This window comes from Pseudonocardia cypriaca (assembly GCF_006717045.1).
GTDB lineage: Bacteria > Actinomycetota > Actinomycetes > Mycobacteriales > Pseudonocardiaceae > Pseudonocardia > Pseudonocardia cypriaca.
The window spans coordinates 2,320,377-2,341,449 of the sequence record NZ_VFPH01000001.1; the positions used below are offsets into that span (position 1 = coordinate 2,320,377).

General features: G+C 69.9%; 18 protein-coding genes and 1 pseudogene. 11 read left to right on the forward strand and 8 right to left on the reverse strand.

Features of this window, described 5'->3' with window-relative positions:
- Positions 1–10 precede the first annotated feature (10 nt).
- Positions 11–406 (forward strand): annotated as a pseudogene (locus FB388_RS41190) (RDD family protein); the annotation flags it as partial.
- Between the two features lie 75 nt (positions 407–481).
- Here the strand turns inward: FB388_RS41190 and FB388_RS11100 are convergent.
- Positions 482–889: a YccF domain-containing protein gene (locus tag FB388_RS11100; protein WP_142100035.1), complete on the reverse strand. Its 408-nt coding sequence runs from the start codon at positions 887–889 to the stop codon at positions 482–484.
- A 252-nt stretch (positions 890–1,141) separates the two neighbouring features.
- Here FB388_RS11100 and FB388_RS11105 point away from each other — a divergent pair, with 252 nt between their 5' ends.
- Positions 1,142–3,862 carry an MGH1-like glycoside hydrolase domain-containing protein gene (locus FB388_RS11105; protein ID WP_142100037.1) on the forward strand — a complete coding sequence of 907 codons (2,721 nt, stop codon included), beginning with the start codon at positions 1,142–1,144 and terminating at the stop codon, positions 3,860–3,862.
- Positions 3,859–6,018, forward strand: coding sequence for a glycogen debranching protein GlgX (gene glgX / locus FB388_RS11110; RefSeq protein ID WP_342787890.1), 2,160 nt, complete (start codon positions 3,859–3,861; stop codon positions 6,016–6,018). The genes FB388_RS11105 and glgX overlap by 4 nt, the downstream gene beginning before the upstream one ends.
- 31 nt (positions 6,019–6,049) lie before the next feature.
- Here the strand turns inward: glgX and FB388_RS11115 are convergent, their stop codons facing one another.
- The 5 genes from FB388_RS11115 to FB388_RS11135 all read right to left on the reverse strand — a co-directional run bounded on the left by FB388_RS11115 (position 6,050) and on the right by FB388_RS11135 (position 11,172).
- Positions 6,050–7,084: a sulfite oxidase gene (locus tag FB388_RS11115; protein ID WP_170225565.1), complete on the reverse strand. Its 1,035-nt coding sequence runs from the start codon at positions 7,082–7,084 to the stop codon at positions 6,050–6,052.
- 90 nt (positions 7,085–7,174) lie between these two features.
- Entirely contained in the window at positions 7,175–7,924 is a 750-nt protein-coding gene (locus FB388_RS11120; RefSeq protein ID WP_170225566.1) for an enoyl-CoA hydratase/isomerase family protein, read from the reverse strand.
- Between the two features lie 150 nt (positions 7,925–8,074).
- Positions 8,075–9,427, reverse strand: coding sequence for a Dyp-type peroxidase (locus FB388_RS11125; RefSeq protein WP_142100043.1), 1,353 nt, complete (start codon positions 9,425–9,427; stop codon positions 8,075–8,077).
- 13 nt (positions 9,428–9,440) lie between these two features.
- The gene (locus tag FB388_RS11130; protein WP_142100045.1) at positions 9,441–10,577 is read right to left on the reverse strand and encodes a DUF4331 family protein; all 1,137 of its coding nucleotides are present in this window, start codon (positions 10,575–10,577) and stop codon (positions 9,441–9,443) included.
- 40 nt (positions 10,578–10,617) lie between these two features.
- Positions 10,618–11,172 (reverse strand): hypothetical protein, encoded by a 555-nt coding sequence (locus tag FB388_RS11135; RefSeq protein WP_142100047.1) that lies wholly within the window; start codon positions 11,170–11,172, stop codon positions 10,618–10,620.
- A 192-nt stretch (positions 11,173–11,364) separates the two neighbouring features.
- On the opposite strand from FB388_RS11135, the gene FB388_RS11140 reads away from it, so the two are divergent.
- Complete coding sequence (locus tag FB388_RS11140; RefSeq protein WP_170225567.1) at positions 11,365–11,871, forward strand: hypothetical protein; 507 nt, start codon at positions 11,365–11,367, stop codon at positions 11,869–11,871.
- Positions 11,872–11,873: 2 nt separating this feature from the next.
- Positions 11,874–12,791 carry a DUF389 domain-containing protein gene (locus tag FB388_RS11145; protein WP_142100051.1) on the forward strand — a complete coding sequence of 306 codons (918 nt, stop codon included), beginning with the start codon at positions 11,874–11,876 and terminating at the stop codon, positions 12,789–12,791.
- Between the two features lie 127 nt (positions 12,792–12,918).
- Here the strand turns inward: FB388_RS11145 and FB388_RS11150 are convergent, their stop codons facing one another.
- Positions 12,919–13,119 carry a hypothetical protein gene (locus FB388_RS11150; RefSeq protein WP_142100053.1) on the reverse strand — a complete coding sequence of 67 codons (201 nt, stop codon included), beginning with the start codon at positions 13,117–13,119 and terminating at the stop codon, positions 12,919–12,921.
- A 236-nt stretch (positions 13,120–13,355) separates the two neighbouring features.
- Between FB388_RS11150 and FB388_RS11155 the strand changes: the two genes are divergently transcribed.
- From FB388_RS11155 to FB388_RS11165, 3 genes are all read left to right on the forward strand, one after another.
- Complete coding sequence (locus FB388_RS11155; RefSeq protein WP_211361856.1) at positions 13,356–15,371, forward strand: alkaline phosphatase family protein; 2,016 nt, start codon at positions 13,356–13,358, stop codon at positions 15,369–15,371.
- Positions 15,372–15,491: 120 nt separating this feature from the next.
- The gene (locus FB388_RS11160; RefSeq protein WP_142100057.1) at positions 15,492–15,986 is read left to right on the forward strand and encodes a DUF1269 domain-containing protein; all 495 of its coding nucleotides are present in this window, start codon (positions 15,492–15,494) and stop codon (positions 15,984–15,986) included.
- Positions 15,987–16,033: 47 nt separating this feature from the next.
- Positions 16,034–16,336, forward strand: a complete 303-nt coding sequence (locus FB388_RS11165) for an amphi-Trp domain-containing protein (protein ID WP_142100059.1) — start codon at positions 16,034–16,036, stop codon at positions 16,334–16,336.
- Positions 16,337–16,465: 129 nt separating this feature from the next.
- Here FB388_RS11165 and FB388_RS11170 read toward each other — a convergent pair whose 3' ends face one another.
- The gene (locus tag FB388_RS11170; RefSeq protein ID WP_246121820.1) at positions 16,466–17,062 is read right to left on the reverse strand and encodes a potassium channel family protein; all 597 of its coding nucleotides are present in this window, start codon (positions 17,060–17,062) and stop codon (positions 16,466–16,468) included.
- 190 nt (positions 17,063–17,252) lie between these two features.
- Here FB388_RS11170 and FB388_RS11175 point away from each other — a divergent pair, with 190 nt between their 5' ends.
- The 3 genes from FB388_RS11175 to FB388_RS11185 all read left to right on the forward strand — a co-directional run bounded on the left by FB388_RS11175 (position 17,253) and on the right by FB388_RS11185 (position 20,943).
- The gene (locus FB388_RS11175) at positions 17,253–19,124 is read left to right on the forward strand and encodes an alkyl/aryl-sulfatase (RefSeq protein WP_142100061.1); all 1,872 of its coding nucleotides are present in this window, start codon (positions 17,253–17,255) and stop codon (positions 19,122–19,124) included.
- A 96-nt stretch (positions 19,125–19,220) separates the two neighbouring features.
- Positions 19,221–20,345 carry an AI-2E family transporter gene (locus FB388_RS11180; protein ID WP_211361857.1) on the forward strand — a complete coding sequence of 375 codons (1,125 nt, stop codon included), beginning with the start codon at positions 19,221–19,223 and terminating at the stop codon, positions 20,343–20,345.
- Between the two features lie 40 nt (positions 20,346–20,385).
- Entirely contained in the window at positions 20,386–20,943 is a 558-nt protein-coding gene (locus tag FB388_RS11185) for a TM7S3/TM198-like domain-containing protein (RefSeq protein ID WP_170225569.1), read from the forward strand.
- Positions 20,944–21,073: the final 130 nt, after the last annotated feature.

Below are 21,073 nucleotides of genomic sequence, written 5' to 3' on the forward strand. Positions count from 1 at the left end.
AGGGCGGGAGATGAGCGCCACCCCCTGGCCGTGTCACGCGGGCGTGGTCACCCGGCTTCTCGCCGCCGCCGTGGACCTCGTCGTGGTCGTGCTGCTGACCGTGTTGGTGTACCTCTCGATCGCAGGCGTCCGGTTCGCGTGGTCGCCCCTCGCCTTCACGTGGCCCCGACCGACGACGGAGGTCACCGTTGTCGTCGGAGGACTGATCGCGACCGCCTACCTCACCGTGGCGTGGGCCACGACCGGGTGCACCTACGGCGCAGGCCTGCTCGGGGTCCGGGTGCTCGCGCGACGGGGCCGCCGGCTGGGCTGGGCCCGCGCGTCGGTGCGGGCACTGGCGTGCGTCGCGTTCCCCGTCGGGCTGCTGTGGTGCGCGATCAGCCCGACGCGCCGTTCGGTACAGGACCTCGTCGCCGGCTCGATCGTGGTCTACGACCGAAAGCCGAGGTTCGCATCCGCACCGGGCGAGACCCCTGCGGGGTCAGCGCACCACGGGATACCGGGTGGCCTGCGCGTCGTCCGTGGGCACGATGATCCTCCCGAGCGGGACGAGCGAGACCGGGATCAGCTTCAGGCTGGCCCAGGCGAGCGGGATCCCGATGATCGTGACCGCCAGCGCGACGGCCGTGGTGAGGTGCGCGAGCGCGAGCCACCAGCCGGCGAAGATGATCCAGATGACGTTGCCGATCGTGGACGGCGCCCCGGCGTCCTCGCGGCGCACGAGTTGCCGGCCGAAGGGCCACAGCGCGAAGTCCGCGATCCGGAACGACGCCAGCCCGAACGGGATCGTGACGATGAGGAGGCAGCAGACCACTCCGGCGAGGACGTAGCCGATGGCGAGCCAGATCCCGCAGAGGAGCAGCCAGATGACGTTGAGCACGGTTCGCATCGCGGTCCTCCGTCGACGAGGTCCCTCTGAGCGTGCAGCGGGCCGTGGCCCGGCCGCCTCACCCGCGTCGGGCGGCTCGTGCCGCGGTGTGGGCCCCCGGAACGGGAGCCGTGCCTCACGCGACGACGCCGTACGTACCACCTCTGCCGGCCGATCCTGACGAGCGACCGGTTCGCCCTCATCGGATGAGTTCCCGGAAATGGCGAGGTCCGAGACTCGGCCCCGCCGTGGGGCGAACCAGGGGAGGTCGCGGTGGGAGCCGAACGCGAACGGACCGAGGGGTTCGGGCACGTGGAGAACGGGTGGGGGCAGGCGAGCCCCTGGTACCTCTGGGGGCCGTACCTCAGCGAGCGGCAGTGGGGCACGGTCCGCGAGGACTACAGCGCCGACGGTGAGGCCTGGACCTACCTCCCGCACGACCGCGCGCGATCCCAGGCGTACCGGTGGGGCGAGGACGGCCTCGCCGGGTTCAGCGACATCGAGCAGCGGTTGTGCCTCGGGCTCGCGTTGTGGAACGGCCGCGACCCGATCCTCAAGGAGCGGGCGTACGGGCTCACCGGGTCGGAGGCCAACCACGGTGAGGACGTCAAGGAGTACTGGTGGTACCTCGACGCCCTGCCCAGCCACGCCTGGAACCGGTACCGCTACCACTACCCACAAGGTGCGTTCCCCTATGAGCAGCTTCGCGTGGAAAACGGTAGGCGGACCAAGTTCGATCCCGAGTACGAGCTGCTCGACACCGGCGTTTTCGACGACGACCGCTACTGGATCGTCGAGGTGCATTACGCGAAGGCCGATCCCACCGATCTGTTGATGACCATCGAGGTGACCAACGCAGGCCCGGCGGCCGACGTGGTGCACGTGCTCCCCACGCTGTGGTTCCGCAACACCTGGTCCTGGGAGCTCGAGGCACCCGCGCCCGTGCTGGAGGCCACCGGTTCGCGGTCGGTGACGGTGCCGCACCCGTTCCTCGGCGACCTGGAGCTCGTCGCCGGACCCGGTCCCGATGGCGCCGACCCCACCCTGCTGTTCTGCGACAACGAGACGAACACAGCGCGGCTGTACGGAGCGGACGCAGGCCCTCGCTTCCCGAAGGACGGCATCAACGACCACGTCGTCGCGGGCGCGGCGACGGTGAACCCGGAGCGGCGCGGCAGCAAGTGCGCGGCCTGGTACCGGATCGACGTCGAACCGGGCGAGACCGTCGAGCTGCGGCTACGGCTGCGTCCGGCAGAGGTGGCGCCGGAACCGGTCGTCGCGGTGGGCACGGTGGGCACGGACTTCGAGCTGGTCCGGGCAGCACGGCGGGCCGAGGCCGACGAGTTCTACGCCGAGCTGACCCCGCCCGCCGCATCCCCGGACGAGGCGGCCGTGATGCGCCAGGCGTTCGCCGGGATGCTGTGGAGCAAGCAGCTCTACCACTACGACGTGGCGCGCTGGCTGGACGGCGACCCGAACGAACCGCTCCCGCCCGGATCACGGCGATCCGGCCGCAACTCCCGATGGCGCACGTTCAAGGCCTTCGACATCATGTCGATGCCGGACAAGTGGGAGTACCCCTGGTTCGCGGCCTGGGACCTGGCCTTCCACTGCGTCACGTTGGCGCACGTGGATCCCGCGTTCGCCAAGTCCCAGCTCCTCCTGATCTGCCGCGAGTGGTTCCAGCACCCGAACGGCGCGCTGCCCGCGTACGAATGGGACTTCGGCGACGTCAACCCGCCGGTGCAGGCGTGGGCGGCGCTCGAGGTGTTCGCCATCGACGGTGGCCGGGACATCGAGTTCCTCAGCCGCGTGTTCGACAAGCTGCTGGTCAACTTCACGTGGTGGGTGAACCTCGAGGACGCCGACGGCTCGAACCTGTTCGAGGGCGGGTTCCTCGGGCTGGACAACATCGGTCCGATCGACCGTTCGCACCTGCCGGATGGCTGGGTGCTGGAGCAGTCCGACGCCACCGGGTGGATGGCCACCTACGCCCTGTCGATGGGCACGATCGCGCTGATACTGCGGCGCGCGGGGCAGCGACCGGCCGACGACCTGGTGCTGAAGTTCCTCGAGCACTTCGCCGCGATCCGCGACGCGATCGACTCGCAGGGGCTGTGGGACGACACCGACGGCCTGTTCTACGACCGGCTCGCCACGCCCGACGGCCAGCGGGTACCGATCAGGACCCGCACGATGGTCGGCATCATCCCGATGCTCGCCGCCGGGGTCGTCGACGAGCACATGCTGGACCGCGTCGAGGCAGCCGGGAAGTACTTCACCGAGTTCCTGGAGCGCGAAGGGCTGCGGGACCGGGAGAAGCTCGTCAAGCTCGGGCTCCTGCGCGGCGGCCCGGACCAGCGCCAGCTGCTGCTCAGCGTGGTCAGCGCCGACAAGCTGGAGCGGATCTTCCGTCCGCTGTTCGACCCGGCCGAGTTCCTCTCGCCGTACGGCCTGCGCGCCCTCTCCGCGTATCACCGCGAGCACCCTTACGAGCTCGACGTCCAGGGGGTCCGCGCCACGATCGACTACGAACCGGCTGAGTCGACCACGGACATGTTCGGCGGCAACTCCAACTGGCGGGGCCCGGTGTGGTTCCCCCTCAACTACCTGGTGGTCGAGGCGTTGGATCGATATCACCGGTTCTTCGGCGACGACTACGCGGTCGACTACCCGACCGGGTCTGGGCACAGGATGTCGTTGGGTGCGGTGGCGCGGGATCTGCAGGATCGCCTGATATTGATCTTCTTGAGGGACGCCGACGGCCGGCGGCCGTGCTTCGGCTGGGTGGACCGACTGCAGGACGATCCGGCGTGGCGGGACAACCTGTTGTTCAACGAGTACTTCCACGGCGACAACGGGGCCGGGCTCGGCGCGTCCCACCAGACCGGGTGGACCGGCGTGGTCGCCGATCTCATCCGCCGCAGGCACGGCGCAACCGAATCGATCGGCACCGTGTTGCGCCGCATGCGCGACGAAGGGGTGCGATCGTGACGACCACGGTGGCGTCAGCCCTGCCCGGGAGCATGTTCCCGCTGGGTGCGGGCCCGACGACCGGTGGCACGAACTTCGCGGTCGCCTCGGGTGCGGAGGCGGTGCGCCTCTGCTTGTTCGACGACGGCTCGATCGACGGCGGCCCGATCGACGGCAGCGGAGAGCGCCAGGTCGAGCTCACCGAGTACGACGCGGGCGTCTGGCACGGGTTCGTGCCGGGTGTCGGCCCCGGCCAGGCGTACGGCTACCGGATGTCCGGGCCGTGGGATCCGCGCCGGGGGCTGCGCTACAACCCGGCGAAGCTCCTGCTCGACCCCTACGCCCGGGCCATCAGCGGGGAGGTGCGGTTCGGGCCGGAAGTGCTCGCGCACCGGCCCGACGACCCGTACGCGCGCAGCGACCTGGAGTCCGCGGCGCACGTGCCGCGCAGCCTCGTGATCGACACGGGGTTCCGGTGGAGCGAGCGACCTCGGCCCCGGCGCCGGTACTCGGACACGATCCTCTACGAGGTGCACGTCAAGGGCTTCACCGCGAGCCACCCCGACGTGCCCGCCGCGCTCCGCGGGACCTACGCCGGCCTCGGGCACGACGCTGCGCTCTCCCACCTGGTCGGCCTCGGCGTGACCACGGTGGAGCTGCTTCCGGTCCACCACAACGTTCCCGAGGCATTCCTGCCCGAGCGCGGCCTGACCAACTACTGGGGCTACAACACGATCGGCTACTTCGCCCCGCACGCCGGCTACTCCGCAGCCGTGCGCGCCGGACGCCCCGGCGGGCAGGTCGCCGAGTTCCAGGCCATGGTCGACGCCCTGCACGGCGCCGGGCTGGAGGTGGTGCTCGACGTGGTGTTCAACCACACCGCCGAAGGCGATCACCTCGGCCCCACCCTGTGCCACCGTGGCATCGACAACGCCGCCTACTACCGTCTCGACCCGGCGGACCGGAGCCGTTACGTCGACACGACCGGATGCGGCAACTCGCTCAACGCGGCGGACCCGTTCGCCCTGCAGATGATCATGGACTCGCTGCGCTACTGGCTCACCGAGATGCGGGTCGACGGATTCCGCTTCGACCTGGCGCCGACGCTCGCCCGCGAGCAGGGCGGCTTCGACCGCCTCTCGGCGTTCTTCGACCTGGTCGCGCAGGACCCGATCGTCTCACGGGCCAAGCTGATCGCCGAGCCGTGGGACGTCGGCCAGGGCGACAGCTACGACATCGGTCGGTTCCCGCCGCTGTGGCGGGAGTGGAACGGCCGCTACCGCGACACCATGCGCGATTTCTGGCGCGGCCACGACGGCCTGCTCGGCGATTTCGCGACACGCTTCGGCGGTTCGGCGGACCTCTACGGTGGCCGGGGCCGCCGCCCCACCGCTTCGGTCAACCTGATCACCGTGCACGACGGGTTCACCCTGGCCGACCTCGTCTCCTACGAAAGCAAGCACAACGAGGCCAACGGCGACGACAACCGCGACGGGTCCGACGACAACCGATCGTGGAACTGCGGCGCCGAGGGTCCGACCACCGATCCGGACGTGCTCGCCCTGCGCGGGCGGCAGCAGCGAGCCATGTTGACGACGTTGTTGCTGTCCTTCGGCGTGCCGATGCTGCTCGGCGGCGACGAGCTCGGCCGCACGCAGCAGGGCAACAACAACGCCTACTGCCAGGACGGCCCGTTGACGTGGTTCGACTGGGACCACGTCGATGAAGAACTGCTCACCTTCACCCGGCACCTGATCGCATTCCGGCGGGGGCACCCGGTGTTCCGGCGACGACGGTTCCTCTTCGGCGTCGATTGGCAGCAATTGCGCTGGTACACACCGTCCGGAGAGATCGTCACCGGCGAGGAATGGGCTGATCCGGGTGCGCGCAGTGTGGCGATCTACCTCGACGGGGTCGACGAGCCCGACCATGCCGAGGATGGCGCCCTGCTACTCGACGACGACTTCCTCGTGCTGGTCAACGCCTGGTGGGCGCCGCTGCGGTTCGTGATACCGCCGACGCGGGACGGTCAGGTCTGGGAGCCGGAGCTGGACAGCTCCGAGCCCACGGGCGTCGCTTCGCCGGCAAAGCTGGGCGTCGGCGATCCCGTCACGGTCAATGCCAGGTCGTTGGTCGTGCTGCGCGGACCCGTCACGGGGGCCGAGCTGATCGGATGAAGGACGTGGAGCCGGTTGGGCTTGCCCGGCGTCAGCGCACGTCGACGTAGGAAACCTCGACGGCGTTGTTGCCGTAGCCGAGGCGGTTCCAGGGTGGAACCTCGGGTTGCACGTTGCCGGCTTCGTCGATCGCACGGGCGCGGAGGCTGTGGCGGCAGCGCTCGGTCGCCTCCCACGCGAACGACCAATCCTGCCACTGGTACGGGCCCTTCGGGGGTTCGACCTGCGCCGGGTGCCATTCGCCTTCGCCGGTGAGGCTGACATCGACGTTCGTGATCGGTCCGGTGCCCGACCAGGCCTTTCCGCGCACGGTGTAGGTGCCAGCGGGGATGGTCGCGCCGCGAGCGGGATCGGTGATCCGCGCGCGTACACGCATGACGGTGACGCGCTCAGGCGGACGATCGGCCCACTGGTACATGTAGTGCCCGGTCTCGAACTCCCCGGCGTACGGCTCGGTCAGGACGTCGATGTGCCTCAGCCATTTCACGGAGGCGACGCCGTACCAGTGAGGCACGATGAGCCGGAAGGGCGCGCCGTGGTCGGGGTTGAGCGGCTCGCCGTTCATCTCGTAGGCGATCAGGATCTCGGCTTGCGGATCGGTCGCGTGGGCGAGAGTCAGGGATCGCACGAAGGCCAAGTCGGACCGCTTGGTGACGGCAAGGACCGGATGGAGCAGGTACGAGCCGTGGTCGGCGCCTGCGAAGCGAACCTCGACGCCCTCCGCTGTCGGCTTGGCCTGCTCCAGCACCTGGTGCAGGAGGGCACCGGTCCAGCGAGCCGTGGAGACGGCGTAGTCACCCCATGGTTCGCCGGCCGGCAGCGGTCGCATCGCGAGGCGCCCGTTCCCGGCGCATTCCATCGTGACGGCCCGCTCGACCGAGGGCATGGCGCGCAGGTCGTCGAGCGTCAGGGTCCTCGGGTGCTCGATCGCGCCACCGACCTCGAGCGATCCATCGTGGGCGGGTACCGCGAAATTGCTGCGGACGTAGTGGAGTTCCGTCGGCGTGGTGTCGCCTTCCAGGGCCTCCGGCGGGGCTTCTGCGTTGAAGGGCTCGTCGTGGATCATCGTGAGCGCCGAACGCGCCTGCGCCAGGTCATCTGCCAATGTCATGTTCTCCGCCTCCTCGTGGCCGGCCGCGGACGCGCGGGTCGCGCCTCAGTAGTCGGGATCCTGAAAGGTGGGCTCCCGGTCGTCGTTGAAAGCGCCGATGCCTTCGACGCGGTCGGGGTGCACGGCTGAGCGCCAGTGGGCCTCCATCATGATCGCGATGGCCTGTTCGATCGGCTGCCCCTGGCCCATCCGGACGGCTCGCTTGACCGCCTGGACCGCCGTGGGAGAGTTGCTGGCGATCTTGTCCGCGATGCGGTGCGAAACCTCCAGCAGCTCGTCCTGGGGGCGGAGTTCGTTGACCATGCCCAGCCGGTATGCCTCCTGCGCGGTGATCGGGTCGCCGGTCATCAGCATCTGCAGGGCTTTGCCCGGCGGGAGCAAGCGGGGCAGCAGGGCCGGCGAGCCGCCACCGGCGGCCAGGCCGATCATCGCTTCGGGCTGGCCGAAGGTCGCGTTGTCGGACGCGATGATGAAGTCGGTGCTCTGGGCGATCTCGCAGCCGCCGCCGTAGGCGATGCCGTTGACGGCGGCGAAGATCGGCTTGCGCAGCTGGCGCAGGGTGTAGAGCGTGCGGTCGAAGTCCTGGCGCTGCCGCAGCCATTGCTCCTTGGTCATGTCCTTGCGCTGGCGCAGGTCGCTGCCGACCGAGAAGGCTCGGTCGCCGGCGCCGGTGATGATGGCGACGCGCACGGCGGGACGGACCGCGATCGTCTCGAGGACCTCCGTCAGCCGCGCCCCCATCTCCGTCGTGATCGCGTTGTCGGTGTGCGGCCGGTTCAGGGTGATGAGTGCCACGCGTCCGCCGGAGCCGTAGTCGACGAGTACCGGCAGTTCGGGCTCCGCCAGCCCCGACGGCGGCGGGCCGAAGTCGAGTGCCTTCCAGCGGTCGGTGCTCGTCGGGCTCGTTGTCACGTCGCCCTCCTTTCCTGGGATTTCGATGCCCGTTCAGGTCTCCAGCTCCGCCAGCCAGCGCAGGGCTCGCAGGCCCGGCACGAAGCAGTACTCGCCACCGCGGGTGACGACGAACGGCGGCAGGCCCTGCAGCCGACGCCGGATCGGCCGCTGCGGGACTGTGAACGCGCCGGACCCGTCGTTCGCCCCGACGAGCGGGTCCTTCTCGGCCGGTGCGCCGATGAAGATGCCGTCGTTCAACCACTGCGTCTTGACGAACTCGAACTGGCGCTTCAGGTGCGCACCGACGAACACGAAGACGATTCCTCGGTCGGCGCCGTCGTCCTCCAGGACGCCTTCGGGCAACACGGGGCCGTAGCTCGTGCCGCGCCGGATCATGCGGTGGAGGCGGACGTTGACGCTTCCCTCGTGGTCGAGCGCGTCACGCGGGTTCGCCCGCCGCGCGTGCGCGCCGGCCGGGCATCCGAAGCCCCGCAGATCGTCGTGGTAGTCGAAGTCGTTGTTGCGCGCGGGATCCGCACCCAGCTGGGGATCGTCGTGGTCCGGCGACAGCGCCAGGGGCGCGCCGCTGTGCCAGCGTCCGATCATCTTGGCGCCCAGCAGCGCTTCCTCCTCGCGGCTGGCGGCTCGTTCGCGGAGGTAGCGCCGGTAGGCCGCGACGCGGGTGTGCAGCTTCCGGAACACGATGTAGGTGCCGTTGCGACCGAGCAGCTGAGGGGTCGGCATCGGCGGCAGGCTCCCCGTCTCGTCGGGATAGCCGAGGATGAACTCGCCCGCCTTGATCGGTCGCTCCCTGGGGTTGGAGCCCGGGATCCCGCTGCCCTCCACAGCCGGCTGGCCGATCCCGTCCTTGAAGCCGAAGGAGGTGCGCCCCGTGGGGAGCTGGTAGCAGTCCTGGCGCCAGATCACCTCCACCCCGGGCAGCTCCTGGTGGGCGCGGCGGGCCCGCTCGACCACGGCCGCCAGCCGCGCGGCGTCGGGCGACAGTGCCGCCAGCGCCACGTGGACGTCGGGGGTTCCGAGCGGCTTCTCCCAATTGGCCGGGCTGCTCTCGCCGACGTCGCCCAGTTGGGCCGCGCGGGCCGCCATGCCCTCCCGGAACTCCGGCGCGAAGCTGTCCAGCGACTCTTGCGGCACGCCCAGCGCCTGCAGGCCCTGGTAGGTGAGGGCAACGGTGACCCAGGCTCCGCGGGCCGGGTCGGAGGCGGGCCGGCCGGCGCTGACCACCGGGTGCAGCCGTCGCACCAGCTCCCGCCCCGCCGCGCGGTCGTCGATGCGCAGCAGCAGGTAGGTGCCGACGTACGGCGACGGTCGTGGGTGGAGCACCCCACTTTGGACGTCGTCGAGCTCGAGGCCGACGGTCTCCCGCGCGCTCACGGTGTCCATGGACATCCCATTCCTAGAAGTGCTCGGGAGGCTGGGGAGGATCCGGGTTCGGCGGCGACAGGTACGGGAAAGTGCAGGAAGCGGGCATCGTCGCCCGGTCGACGCCGTCGCGGATCGTGGGCCCGTTCCCGGCGTTGACCAGCAGCGTGAACAGGGTGTCCATCGCGTCGTCGTTGAGGGCCCGGCCACCGCAGGTCTGGTGTCGGCGGGCCCCTCGGGTGGCCAGCTCGATCTCCAGGAAGGAGCCCTGCTCGGCGTACGGCTTGGTGACGTCCACGACGAGGAAGTCGGCCAGCAGCTGTTCGGTCAGCGGGTGCGCGCCGTTCAGGTCCGCGGGCCAGTCCCGATTGCCGTCCAGGCGGTCCCAGAAGGCGAGGTTGGCGTTCAGCCGCGCCCTGTAGGCGCCCTGGTAGGCCGGCGCGAGCGCGAACGCGTCCTCGCTGTTGTACAGGTCACGGATCTCCAGGTCGCGGTTGACGGGGTCGAACTGCTTGGGCGCCAGCAGGAGGTTCTTCACCTCGGGTCGCCCCACGCGTTCCATGCGGACGGCGATCGGGCCTCGGGTCAGGGTCTCGGCGACCACCCCGACCAGCTCCGCGCCGCCGAGCAGCCCGGCGCAGTCGACCTCGACGACGAGGCTGAGGACGTTCTTGCCGTCCAGGAAGATCGCACTCGGATCGGTGAACGCCAGCTTGCCCGTGGCGATCGTCTCCAGCGCCGCGGGGGCGTCCATGATGAACGGATCCCAGCGCGGGCCGGCGAAGACGCGAACACCGGGAGCCGAGCCGGCCCGCTCGTCGTTCACACGGAAGGAGACCGTCTCGCCCGCGGGCGTGGTGCACGCGCCGTCCTGGTCGGACCCGGCGGCGCCGCCGCCGCTCACGGGGGTGGAGAACACGCAGTCGAACGCGAACTCCTCCGGGCCGACCACGAACAGCGCAGGATCGTCCGGGGCGGCCGCGGCGACCGGGCGCAACCGGAAGCGGTAGACCAGCCCGTCGGAGAACCGCGCGGATGGCTGGGCGAACGGGAGGGTGTTCATCACCAGCACGAGCCGGCCGGAATGCTCCGGGCTCGGGAACGCGTAGACATCGGTGATGTCCGCGATCGGCTCGGCCAAGGCCCGCGGTCCTGAGATGTGGTCCGACACGCCGCTCCTCCATGGCTCCTGCTGGTTGGCTCCCGAGGGGCTACGTGGAGTCGGCGGCCTCGTCCAACAGCGGCTTCAGGGCCGGCTGTTGCAGCACCGTGGCGGCCTCCGGGTCGTCGAGCACCTGCTGGAAGGCCCTGTTCACGCGCACGGCCTTGCGGATCTCCTTGACCGTGCCGGGGTAGTTCCGCGCGTAGGCGGCGGCGCTCACCTGGGCGCCCAGGACGAACGCCCTCACCGCCGCGACGTCCGGCAGGGATTCGTAGCCTTCGACGTGCTGGAAGATGGCGTCGAACAGCTGCAGCGTCGGCCCGGACGTGGCGAAGTCGTCCATGTAGGCGTCCCACGAGCCGTCGAAGCTCGTCGCGAAGAGCAGGCGCGTGTCGTCGTCGAACAGCACGAACCTGGCCTCGTGGATGCTCGCGATCGCCATGTGGTACTCGCCGGGCCGGTACCCCGGATGGCTCTGCAGCGCCCGGAGCGCTTCCCGCAGGGCTTCCCCCTGACCCGGCCTGACCTGGAAGAACAGGCTGAACTCACTCGTGGGGCCGACGCTGACGCCCGGCCGGGCGGCTCCGGTTGCGGTTGTTGCCATTCTTCCTCCCCTGGACCGGGCCGCGTTCCGAAACGGCATTCCGCATTCGTCCGCCTCAGCCGCCGGCTCGACCTTCCCCTGCAGCTACGACCCCTGCTTCCCTCACTCGGGGTGCGCCTACATGCCACTTGCGCTCGTACGCCACTGTCGCCTCGAGTCAGGCGAGCGTTCTCATCCGTTGCGGGTGGTTTCGTGCCTGGCCGGCGCTCGTCGGTCGCCGCGGGCCTGACCTGCGGTTTCCTGCTTAGCAGGGGGTTGGCGGACGCCGCATCGGCCGAGTTCGGCCCTCAGGCCCAGGACCTGAAGGAGGCGATCTCCGCCCTCGGCAGCACGGTCGAGGGCCTGCAGAACCAGACCGACCCCTCCGCGAAGCTCGGCGAGATCGCCACGTCCGTCGGCGAGGTCGAAAAGGCCGCGGCCCTCATCGTGGACAGCGCCCAGGCGGGCTGCCCATCCAACTCGACCCCACCACCACGTAGCGGCCGCTGGAGGGTGACACCTCGATCGGTCCGGCCGCCCCGTCACCCGAATCGGACGAGGCGCAGCGAACCGCGTCGCTCTAGGTTCGCCGCGGTGACGCGCGTGGACATGACGGCGGCGGAGTTCCGTGAACTCCTCCACTCGGTCTCCGACTGCGGGCGCTGGGGCGACGGGTCCTCGTACGACCGTTCGCCGCTCGAACCGATAGCGATCTTCTGAGCATGCTCCATCTCAGGGTTTATGGTCACGCCGACTCGCTCACCCGGATCGGCGGCGACCTCGAGGATCGCGGCGCGGCGCGCAACATCGCCCTCGCCCCAGGGGTACGCGCTGGGTACGTCCTCCTCAGCGCGGAGGTCTTCGCGGAGTCGGCCGACGCCGTGCTCGAGCTGCTCGTGGGCAGCGGGGTTGCCCAGGAGGACATCAAGCTCGCACGGATCGACGAGATCGGGCCGATCAAGCCGGGGCGCACGGCCGGGAGCCTGATCTGGGCCGACGTGCTCGGGCAGGCCAGGGAGAACTCGCGTCCGGTCGCGCGCTACCTCGTGTTCCTCGTCGCGGCGGGCGTCATCGCGGGCTTCGGCGTGATCGAGGCGAGCGGCATACTGATCGTCGGAGCGATGGCGCTGAGCCCCGACCTGCTGCCCATCACCGCGGCCTGCGTCGGCTTGGCGAGCCGTCGTGGTCGGCTCGTCCTGCGGGCGCTCGCGACGCTGGCCATCGGGATGGGCGCGGCGTGCCTCGCCGCGGGGGTGCTGAGCAAGTGCCTCGGTCTCCTCGGTGTCCTGCCACCCGGGTTCGTGGTCGGCGAAGCCGTGGTCGCCGGGCTGACGACGATCAACGTTTCGACCATAGGAGTCGCGCTCGCGGCGGGCGTCGCCGGCATGCTCGCCCTCGAGACCCGTGCGAGCGCGGCGGTGGGCGTAGGCATCTCGATCACCACGATCCCCGCCGCGGCGTATCTCGGGGTCGCGGCCGGCGTCGGCGAAGCGACCAAGGCGTTGGGCGCACTCGCTGTCCTCGGCACCAACGTGGCCGTGCTGGTTGCGGCCGGGACGCTGACCCTCGTGGTGCAACGTCGGCTCGCTGCGGGCGGCAACGCGGTGCGGCTCCGCCGTGTCCTCCACTCGGGCTCATGACCGAGGCGGCGGGGTCGTCGGTGCGCCTGCGGTGCCGTCCGGTGCTCATCGCCCACGTCGAGGTCGTCATCGATCAGGCGCAGCCGCCGCGACGGCAGCCGGACCCCCGGACCTGACTTCCGGGTGGTCACATCTCCTGCGTCACGATCCGGCAGCTCCCGAGCTGGAGGTGTCGTCGCTCCCATCGGGCGCCGCAACAGGTGCACAGGACGTCGACGGTGCCGTCCGGGTAGCTGCGCATCACGGAGATGTCGATGACACCGGCGGGCGTGACCAGCCGGTAACGCTTGCCCGCTGGACCGGCATGAGGCGATGGCGATGCGGCCATGGTGCCTCCTCGGAAGGACGACCGAGGATTCTCGGTCTCGCCGGGGAGGACGTTAACGGCGGGCGAGAGCGTTCTGATCCTCCGCCGCGGGTGAAGCTCCTGCCGCGCGCCGCTGCGCTGCAGGCCCCTGGTATCCCCAGGATCCCGGGCCGAACTCATCCCGCATGGATGGGGCCGAGCGCACTGCTTCCGCTGACCATCGTTGCGAATGCACGACGGGAACGACGGAGGCTGCTGTGCGCCACGGGGTACTGCTGCTCCTGGTCGGATGGGCCGCGATGGGGTTCACGATCGCAGTGCTGCCCGGCGTATCCCTGGATGTGCGCTGGGCCGTCCTGCTCGCCGTCGTGCTCCTCGGGCTGCTCGCCGCGGTGCTGCGGCCCGCGTTCGTGGCCGTGGCCGTGCGGCTCGGATGGGCCGGGGTGATCGCGGGGTGGCTCCTGAGCCAGGCCGTGCTGATGTTCCTGGCCCTTTCGGTCACCCCGGGAATCCACGTCGGAGGGTTCTGGGACGCGTTCTGGGCCTCGTGGCTCTACGCGATCCTGGTGAGCGTCGCCAGCTGGTTCGTCACGGCGGGGGACAACCGTGCGGTCATCGCGCACCTCCTGCGCAGCACGCGCAGCGCCCGCCGGGCCGCGAAGCCAACGGATGTCCCCGGTGTCGTCATGATCCAGATCGACGGCCTGTCCGCCCCGCTCGCGCGCTGGGCCGTCCAGGCGGGCAACCTGCCGACGTTGAGCCGCTGGATCCGGTCGGGCAGCCACACCCTCACCGAGTGGCACGCCGAGCTACCGGCGACGACCCCGGCCAGCCAGGCCGGCCTGCTGCACGGCGGGAGTGCCGAGGTGCCGGCGTTCCGCTGGTGGGAGAAGGACGCCGGCCGGCTCGTCGTGACCAACCACCCCAAGGACAGCGCGCTGGTCGAGTCACGGCTGTCCGACGGGCGCGGGTTGCTCGCCGACGACGGCGTGAGCCTCTCCAACATCTTCTCCGGTGACGCACCGATCAGCAGCCTGACGATGAGCACGGCGGGGTCGGGTTCGGCACACCGCCCGACCCGCTGGCTGAGTGCCTTCTTCGTGGATCCCTACGGGTTGACCCGCTCGCTGGTCCTCACCGTCGCGGAGATGATCAAGGAGCTGTACCAGGGCCGCCGCCAGCAGCTGCGCGGCATCGAGCCGCGGGTCCATCGCGGCGCGTCCTACGTGGCCCTGCGTGGCGTGACGAACGTGCTGCTGCGCGAGCTGAACACCTACCTGATCGCGGCACACCTCCGCCGGGGAGCACCGTCGCTCTACTGCGACCTCGTCGACTACGACGAGATCGCCCACCATGCCGGCCCGACGCGTCCCGAATCGCTGGCCTCGCTCGAGGGGATCGACCGGGTGCTGGGCACGCTCGAGCAGGTCGCGCGGGCCGCGCCCCGGCCGTACCGCTTCGTGGTGCTGTCCGACCACGGGCAGAGCCAGGGCGCCACGTTCCTGCAGCGTTACGGCATGCGGTTGGAGGACCTCGTCCGGCAGCAGATGCGCGCCGGGGCCGAGGTCGCGGCGGCGACGCACGGGCAGGAGCAATGGGGGCGGGTCAACACGCTCCTCACCGAGGTGACCGCCGAGGGCGGGATGGCGGGCGGCATGACGCGCCGCATCCAGCGCCGGCGTCCTCCCGAGGAGGGGAGGCCAGCGGGCCGGCCGCCCGGCGCCGAGCGCCCGGATCTCGTGGTCGTCGCGTCCGGCAACCTCGGGCTCGTCTACTTCCCCCGCGTACCGGGGCGTCTGACGCTCGAGGAGATCGATGAGCTGCACCCGAGGCTGATCGCCGGGCTCGCGACGCATCCCGGGATCGGGTTCGTCGTGGTGCGCTCCCGCACCCACGGCCCGCTCGTCCTCGGCGCGAACGGCACCCGCAGGCTGCGCGACGACCACGTGGAGGGCATCGATCCGCTGGCGATGTTCGGCCGGCATGCAGCGGATGACCTGCGCCGTCACGACCGGCTTCCCCATGTCGGCGACATCCTCGTGAACAGCCGGATCGACGTGTCCACCGGCGAGGTGGCGGCGTTCGAGGAGCTCGTCGGCTGCCACGGCGGGCTGGGCGGCTGGCAGTCCCGGTGCGTGCTGATCCACCCCGCGGACTGGCCGGTCGCCGGGCACCTGGTCGGGGCCGACTCGGTGCATCACCAGCTCGTGGCCTGGCTCGAACGGCTCGGGCAGCGGCGGCAGTTGCCTCAGATGAACCGGACGGTGCGGTAGCAGGGCAAGGGCCCACCCCGGACCGAGCCGCCTCCCACGATCGCCCCTCCGGGGTGATGGCGCGGCGGGTCGCGGTCAGCAGAGTGCGTGACGACCGATCGTTCCTGAAGGAGGCCGGGCATGGCAGCAACCTTGACGGTGTGGAAGTTCGACACGGTGCACGGAGCGGAGGGTGCTCTCGGGCTCCTCCAGCGGATGCAGAAAGAAGAGCTGATCACGATCAACGACGCCGCCTACGTCTACTGGACCGAGGGGCGGAAGAAGCCGAAGACGCAGCAGCTGCGCAGCCTCGCCGGTGCCGGGGCGCTGGGCGGCAGCTTCTGGGGTCTGCTGTTCGGCCTCATCTTCTTCGTTCCCCTGCTGGGCATGGCGATGGGGGCCGCCATGGGGGCGCTGATGGGCTCGATGTCCGACGTGGGCATCGACGACTCCTTCGTCCGCCAGGTGCGGGAGCAGGTCACGCCGGGCACATCGGCGCTGTTCGTCATGGCCTCGAACGTCGTCGTCGACAAGGTCCTGGACGAGTTCAAGCAGACCGGCGCCACCCTCCTGTCGACGAACCTGTCGAACGAGCAGGAAGCCAAGCTGCGCGAGGCCTTCGCCGACACCGAGTGAGTCGCTCGAGCACAACGCCGGAAACCTGATCCAGAACGGAGACCGTGATGTCGGACGTCGAGATCAGCCGGAAGGAGTCGCTCACCCGGCACGAGGCGGCCCGCAGGCTCTCCGCGCTGGCCGATGCGCTCGGCGCAGGCGGCCACGTCGAGGTCGAGCTCGGCGCCAGCACCGTGAAGCTCCACGTTCCCGACCACGTCCGCTGCGAGGTCGAGGTGGAGGTCGACGGCGACGAGGTTGAACTCGAGGTGGAGTTCAAGTGGTCTACCGCGTCGGCCGAGCCGGAGCCCGCCGCGACGCCGCGCGAGCACGCCCGCGGCGGCAAGGCCGCGGCGCGGTCACACTCCTGACCGGGTGCACTCCGGACCGGCCGGCGCGCGGTCACCGCTCGCCGGCCGTCCGGCGAGCGGTGCCGACCTGAGCATCGGTGGAGGTCGGTCCCGTCCGATTGCGGTCTCTCACCCGTGACGGGTGAGCCGTCACCTGCGGTCGGGCGCGTCCGGTTTCCGGCCGTCCGGGGCCACCGCCCTTGCCGGGCTCTCGCTCTCCCGCCGTCGAACCGCCGTCTGCACGGCGCCCAGGAGGACCTTCGCGACCAGCCCGACGACCACGAGGCCGGTGATCATCTGGAACATCGTGAGGATCCGCGCGAGTTCGCTGCGTGGTGCGATGTCTCCGAAGCCGACGGTGGTGAAGACGGTGACCGTGAAGTAGAGCGCGTCGGTCCGGCCCAGCGCCTCGCTGAAGCTGTCCGGGGCATCGCGGGAGATCCGGAGGTAGGTCGAAGCGAACAGCAGCAGGAGCATCGGGAGGCCGATGGCGACGGCCTGGATCGCACGGAGGCGCGGGACGTCGGAGACGAGGATGGCCCGCACCTGCCAGGCGATGACCGCGGCGAAGGCCGCCAGGCCGAGCACGAACCCGATCCAGGTCGCGGCATTGAGTGGTCGGTCCAGCGGGATGGAGTAGTACGCGAGCACCAGCAGCGTCACCGAGGCGCCTGCCCGCAGCAGGGACGCCACGACCAGTCGCTTGCGCGCGGCTGGGGTCAGCTTGTCGTAGTGCTTCCTCGTCACCGGCCGCTCCGTCCTCGGGTGGGCACCGAACCTGCCCGACGACTGCGGCGAGGTGCCTCATCCGTCAGGGATGAGGCCGCGGGTGCATCGCGACGACCCGCGGATCACCCGTCGTGAGTGACGCGGCCGAGGCCACAACACGCGAGGGTCGGCGTCGACCGGACACGCTTCGACGACGGGCAGGGTGCTGATGATCCAGAAGCCGCCGACCGGGTCCACGGAGTCCGCCCATCGGGAGATGTCCACGACGCTGCCGTTCGGGAACACGGCGGACTTCGATGACGCCGCTCGGGGGTTCTTGGGGGCGTGGGAGCCGGGCGTGGTTCGTGCTGCCGATGGCCGGGTGGTGTGGGAGAGCGACAGCTACGCGTTCCTGACCGGCGAGGCGCCTGCGACGGTCAACCCGAGCCTGTGGCGGCAGTCGACGCTGGTGGCGAAGCAAGGTCTGTTCGAGGTGGTCGAGGGCATCTACCAGGTGCGCGGCCTGGACCTGTCGAACATGACGATCGTCGAGGGTGACACCGGGTCGATCGTCATCGACCCGCTGATCTCCACCGAGACCGCGGCCGCGGCATTGGCTCTGTACCGCGAGCATCGCGGTGACCGGCCGGTGGTTGCGGTCATCTACACGCACAGCCACGTCGACCATTTCGGTGGCGTCTTCGGGGTCGCCACGCAGGACGACGTCGACGCCGGGAAGGTTCAGGTGATCGCCCCGGAGGGCTTCACCCAGCACGCGGTCGAGGAGAACGTCTACGCGGGCACGGCGATGGCCCGCCGCGCGGGCTACATGTACGGCGCGGCGCTCGCGCGCGGCCCTCAGGGCCAGGTGGGCGCCGGGTTGGGGCAGACGACGTCGACCGGTGAGATCGGGCTGATCGTGCCCACCCACGACATCACCACGACCGGCCAGACCCTGACCGTGGACGGGGTGGAGATCGAGTTCCAGATGGCACCGGGGACCGAGGCTCCCGCGGAGATGCATTTCTACTTCCCGCGGTACCGCGCGTTGTGCATGGCGGAGAACGCGACCCACACCCTGCACAACCTGCTGACCCTGCGTGGGGCCCTGGTGCGTGACCCGCACGTGTGGTCGCAGTACCTGACCGAGGCCATCGAGACGTTCGGGGCGCGGACCGACGTGGCCTTCGCTTCCCACCATTGGCCGACGTGGGGCCGCGAGCGGGTCGTCTCGTTCCTCTCGACCCAGCGCGACCTGTACGCGTACCTGCACGACCAGACGTTGCGCCTGCTCAACCAGGGGTTCACGGGCGTCGAGATCGCCGAGATGATCGAGCTGCCGCCCGCCCTGACGGACTCGTGGAGCACTCACGGCTACTACGGCTCGGTCAGCCACAACGTCAAAGCGATCTACCAGCGTTACATGGGCTGGTTCGACGGCAACCCGGCCCGGCTGTGGCCGTACCCGCCTGCCGAGCTCGCCACCCGCTACGTCGGCGCGCTCGGGGGCATCGACCGGGTCGTCGAGCTCGCCCAGGCGGCGTTCGACTCCGGCGACTACCGGTGGGCGGCCACCCTGCTGGACCACGCGGTCTTCACCGAGTCGGATCACGGCCCTGCCCGCGAGCTGTACGCGGACACCCTCGAGCAACTGGGCTACGGCGCCGAGAACGGCACGTGGCGCAACTTCTTCCTGTCCGGCGCCACCGAACTCCGTGAAGGCAACTTCGGCACCCCGGCCGCCACGGCCGCGCCCGCGATCGTCGCCCAGCTGACTCCGGCGCAGCTGTTCGACTCGCTGGCGATCTCGGTCAACGGACCCCGCGCGTGGGACCTCGACCTGTCCCTCGACGTGACGTTCACCGACATCGACACCAATCACCGGCTCACCCTGCACAACGGTGTGCTCGTCCACCGCGAGCGACCGGCCGACAACACCGCGGACATGACCCTGACCTTGACCACCAGCAGGATGCTCGGGCTCCTCGGAGGCGACACCACCAGTCCGGGTGCCGACGTCGCGGGGGACGGGAAGGTCCTGCAGTCGCTGCTGGACGTGCTCGAGAGAGGCAACCCTTCCTTCAACATCATGACGCCGTAGGTGGCGATGTCAACAGATTCCACTACCCCCTCAACGTCCCCGGCCGCACCGAAGATGGTCGAAGGTGGCCGCACCACGACTGCTGATGGCGTCTCCATGAAGAGGTACCCGCGGGCCGCCGTCATTCTCGTCGGCCTGGCCGGTGCGACCGTCGCGGGGATGGGCATCAGCAGCCTGCGGGGAATCCTGGCTCCGACGCTCCTCACGCTCGTCCTCACGATCTGCGCAGCTCCCGTTCGCGACTGGCTGCCGGCGCGCGGCGTGCCGAGGGGAATCGCCACACCAACCATCGTCCTCGTCGTGTTCGGGGTACTGGCCGCATTCGTGTATGCGATCGTGATCGCTTTGGCCCAGTTCTTGGCGATGTTGCCGACCTATTCGGATCAATTCGCTCAAATCGGTGAGGGTGTCGCTCGATGGTTGGGTAGTGCGGGAATCGGTCAGGCGCAGATCCAGGCCATCGTGGCAGGGATCGACCCCCGGAACATCGTGGCAACGGTCGCCGGTGCGCTGGGCGGAGTTGCGGCGCTGACCGGTGCGCTGGTGATCGTTCTCACGATGATGATCCTGATGGCGGCCGATTCAGCGTACGCTCGCGTGATCTTCGGCCAGCTCCGAGAGGTCAACCCGGACTTCATCGCCGCGATCACACAGTACACGTCGAATGTGCGCCGTTACATGGTGGTGACCACGTTGCTCGGCATCGTGCAGGGGACGCTGAACACCATTGCGTTAGCTTTCCTGGGCGTACCGTCCGCACTGTTGTGGGGGATGCTCTCCTTCCTCTGCAGCTTCATCCCGAACGTCGGCTACTTCATCGCCCTCATCCCGCCCCTCTTCTTCGGATTTCTCGTAGGAGGCTGGTCGACAGCGGTCGTCGTGTTGGTCGTGTACGCCGTCATCAACGCGGTCGTGCAGTCGATCGTCCAGCCGCGGGTCGTCGGCCAAGCGGTATCGCTGAGCCAGACGGTGACGTTGTTCTCGGTGCTGTTCTGGGCTGTGATCATGGGCCCGATCGGAGCCATTCTGGCGGTCCCGCTGACGCTGCTCGCCAAGGCCGTTCTCATGGATGCAGATCCGCGTGCCCGCCGGTGGCAACCCGCCGTCGGGCCAACGGCCGAGACCCGTGCCCTCCTGAGCGCTGAGGTGGAGCAGGAACGAGCGGATCGAAAAGCAGCGCGTACGGCGACCGAGCCGGCGCCGCCGCCGTTGAAGGGATGAACCAGAAATGGATCCAGCGCAGGTAGCCCTACCTTCGGGCGTGCTCCTCCTCCTGGTGGGGCTGGTGCTGTGCTTCGCCGGGGGCCGTTCGCTCCGGCTGACCGGGTTCTGTCTGGGCTTCGCGCTTGCCTGGGCGTTCGCCGACCTGCTCGGCGCGGACGTTCCCGTCGGACTCGTCATAGCTCTCGGCGGGGCGATCGCCGGGCTCGTCCTCGTCTCGTTGGTGTTCAGGTTCGCGATGTGGGTGATCGGGGGACTTGCCGGCGCCACGATCGCGCTCAAGGTTTACGTGCACGTGGGCCTGGGTGAGGGCAGTGCACTGGTCGCGGTGCTCTTCGCGGCGGCCCTCGGTCTGATCGTCGGGTTCCTGGCCGACCGGCACCGAGAGCCTTTGCTCGCGGCCGTGACCGCGCTCAGCGGCGCGAGCATCATCCTCAACGCACTGGCGACCCTCGCCCCGGCCGGCCTCGCCTTCCTCGGTCAACCCACCACCGGCGCACAGAGTGCACTCGCCACCGCCGCCTGGGTGATCTTGGCGGTTGTCGGGTGGCTCGTGCAGAAACGCGCGCTGCGGACCAGGGCAGGGCGAGTCTCCTGATCGGCGATGTGCCCGCTCGGCGCGAGTGAGTAGCTCGCGGGCGCGGCTGGTGGCCCGTCGTTGGTCGTCCCTCCGGTCTCCTCGTCACCTCGCGTGGGTGACGCGCGAGCACCGGGCTGCAGCGGACGAT

Excerpts from the sequence above, each read along its gene's own strand:
- FB388_RS11100 (WP_142100035.1), bottom strand. The coding sequence starts at position 889 with ATGCGAACCGTGCTCAACGTCATCTGGCTGCTCCTCTGCGGGATCTGG.
- FB388_RS11165 (WP_142100059.1), top strand. The coding sequence starts at position 16,034 with ATGTCGGACGTCGAGATCAGCCGGAAGGAGTCGCTCACCCGGCACGAG.
- FB388_RS11160 (WP_142100057.1), top strand. The coding sequence starts at position 15,492 with ATGGCAGCAACCTTGACGGTGTGGAAGTTCGACACGGTGCACGGAGCG.
- FB388_RS11180 (WP_211361857.1), top strand. The coding sequence starts at position 19,221 with ATGAAGAGGTACCCGCGGGCCGCCGTCATTCTCGTCGGCCTGGCCGGT.
- FB388_RS11135 (WP_142100047.1), bottom strand. The coding sequence starts at position 11,172 with ATGGCAACAACCGCAACCGGAGCCGCCCGGCCGGGCGTCAGCGTCGGC.
- FB388_RS11125 (WP_142100043.1), bottom strand. The coding sequence starts at position 9,427 with ATGGACACCGTGAGCGCGCGGGAGACCGTCGGCCTCGAGCTCGACGAC.
- FB388_RS11150 (WP_142100053.1), bottom strand. The coding sequence starts at position 13,119 with ATGGCCGCATCGCCATCGCCTCATGCCGGTCCAGCGGGCAAGCGTTAC.
- FB388_RS11145 (WP_142100051.1), top strand. The coding sequence starts at position 11,874 with ATGCTCCATCTCAGGGTTTATGGTCACGCCGACTCGCTCACCCGGATC.
- FB388_RS11115 (WP_170225565.1), bottom strand. The coding sequence starts at position 7,084 with ATGATCCACGACGAGCCCTTCAACGCAGAAGCCCCGCCGGAGGCCCTG.
- FB388_RS11175 (WP_142100061.1), top strand. The coding sequence starts at position 17,253 with ATGATCCAGAAGCCGCCGACCGGGTCCACGGAGTCCGCCCATCGGGAG.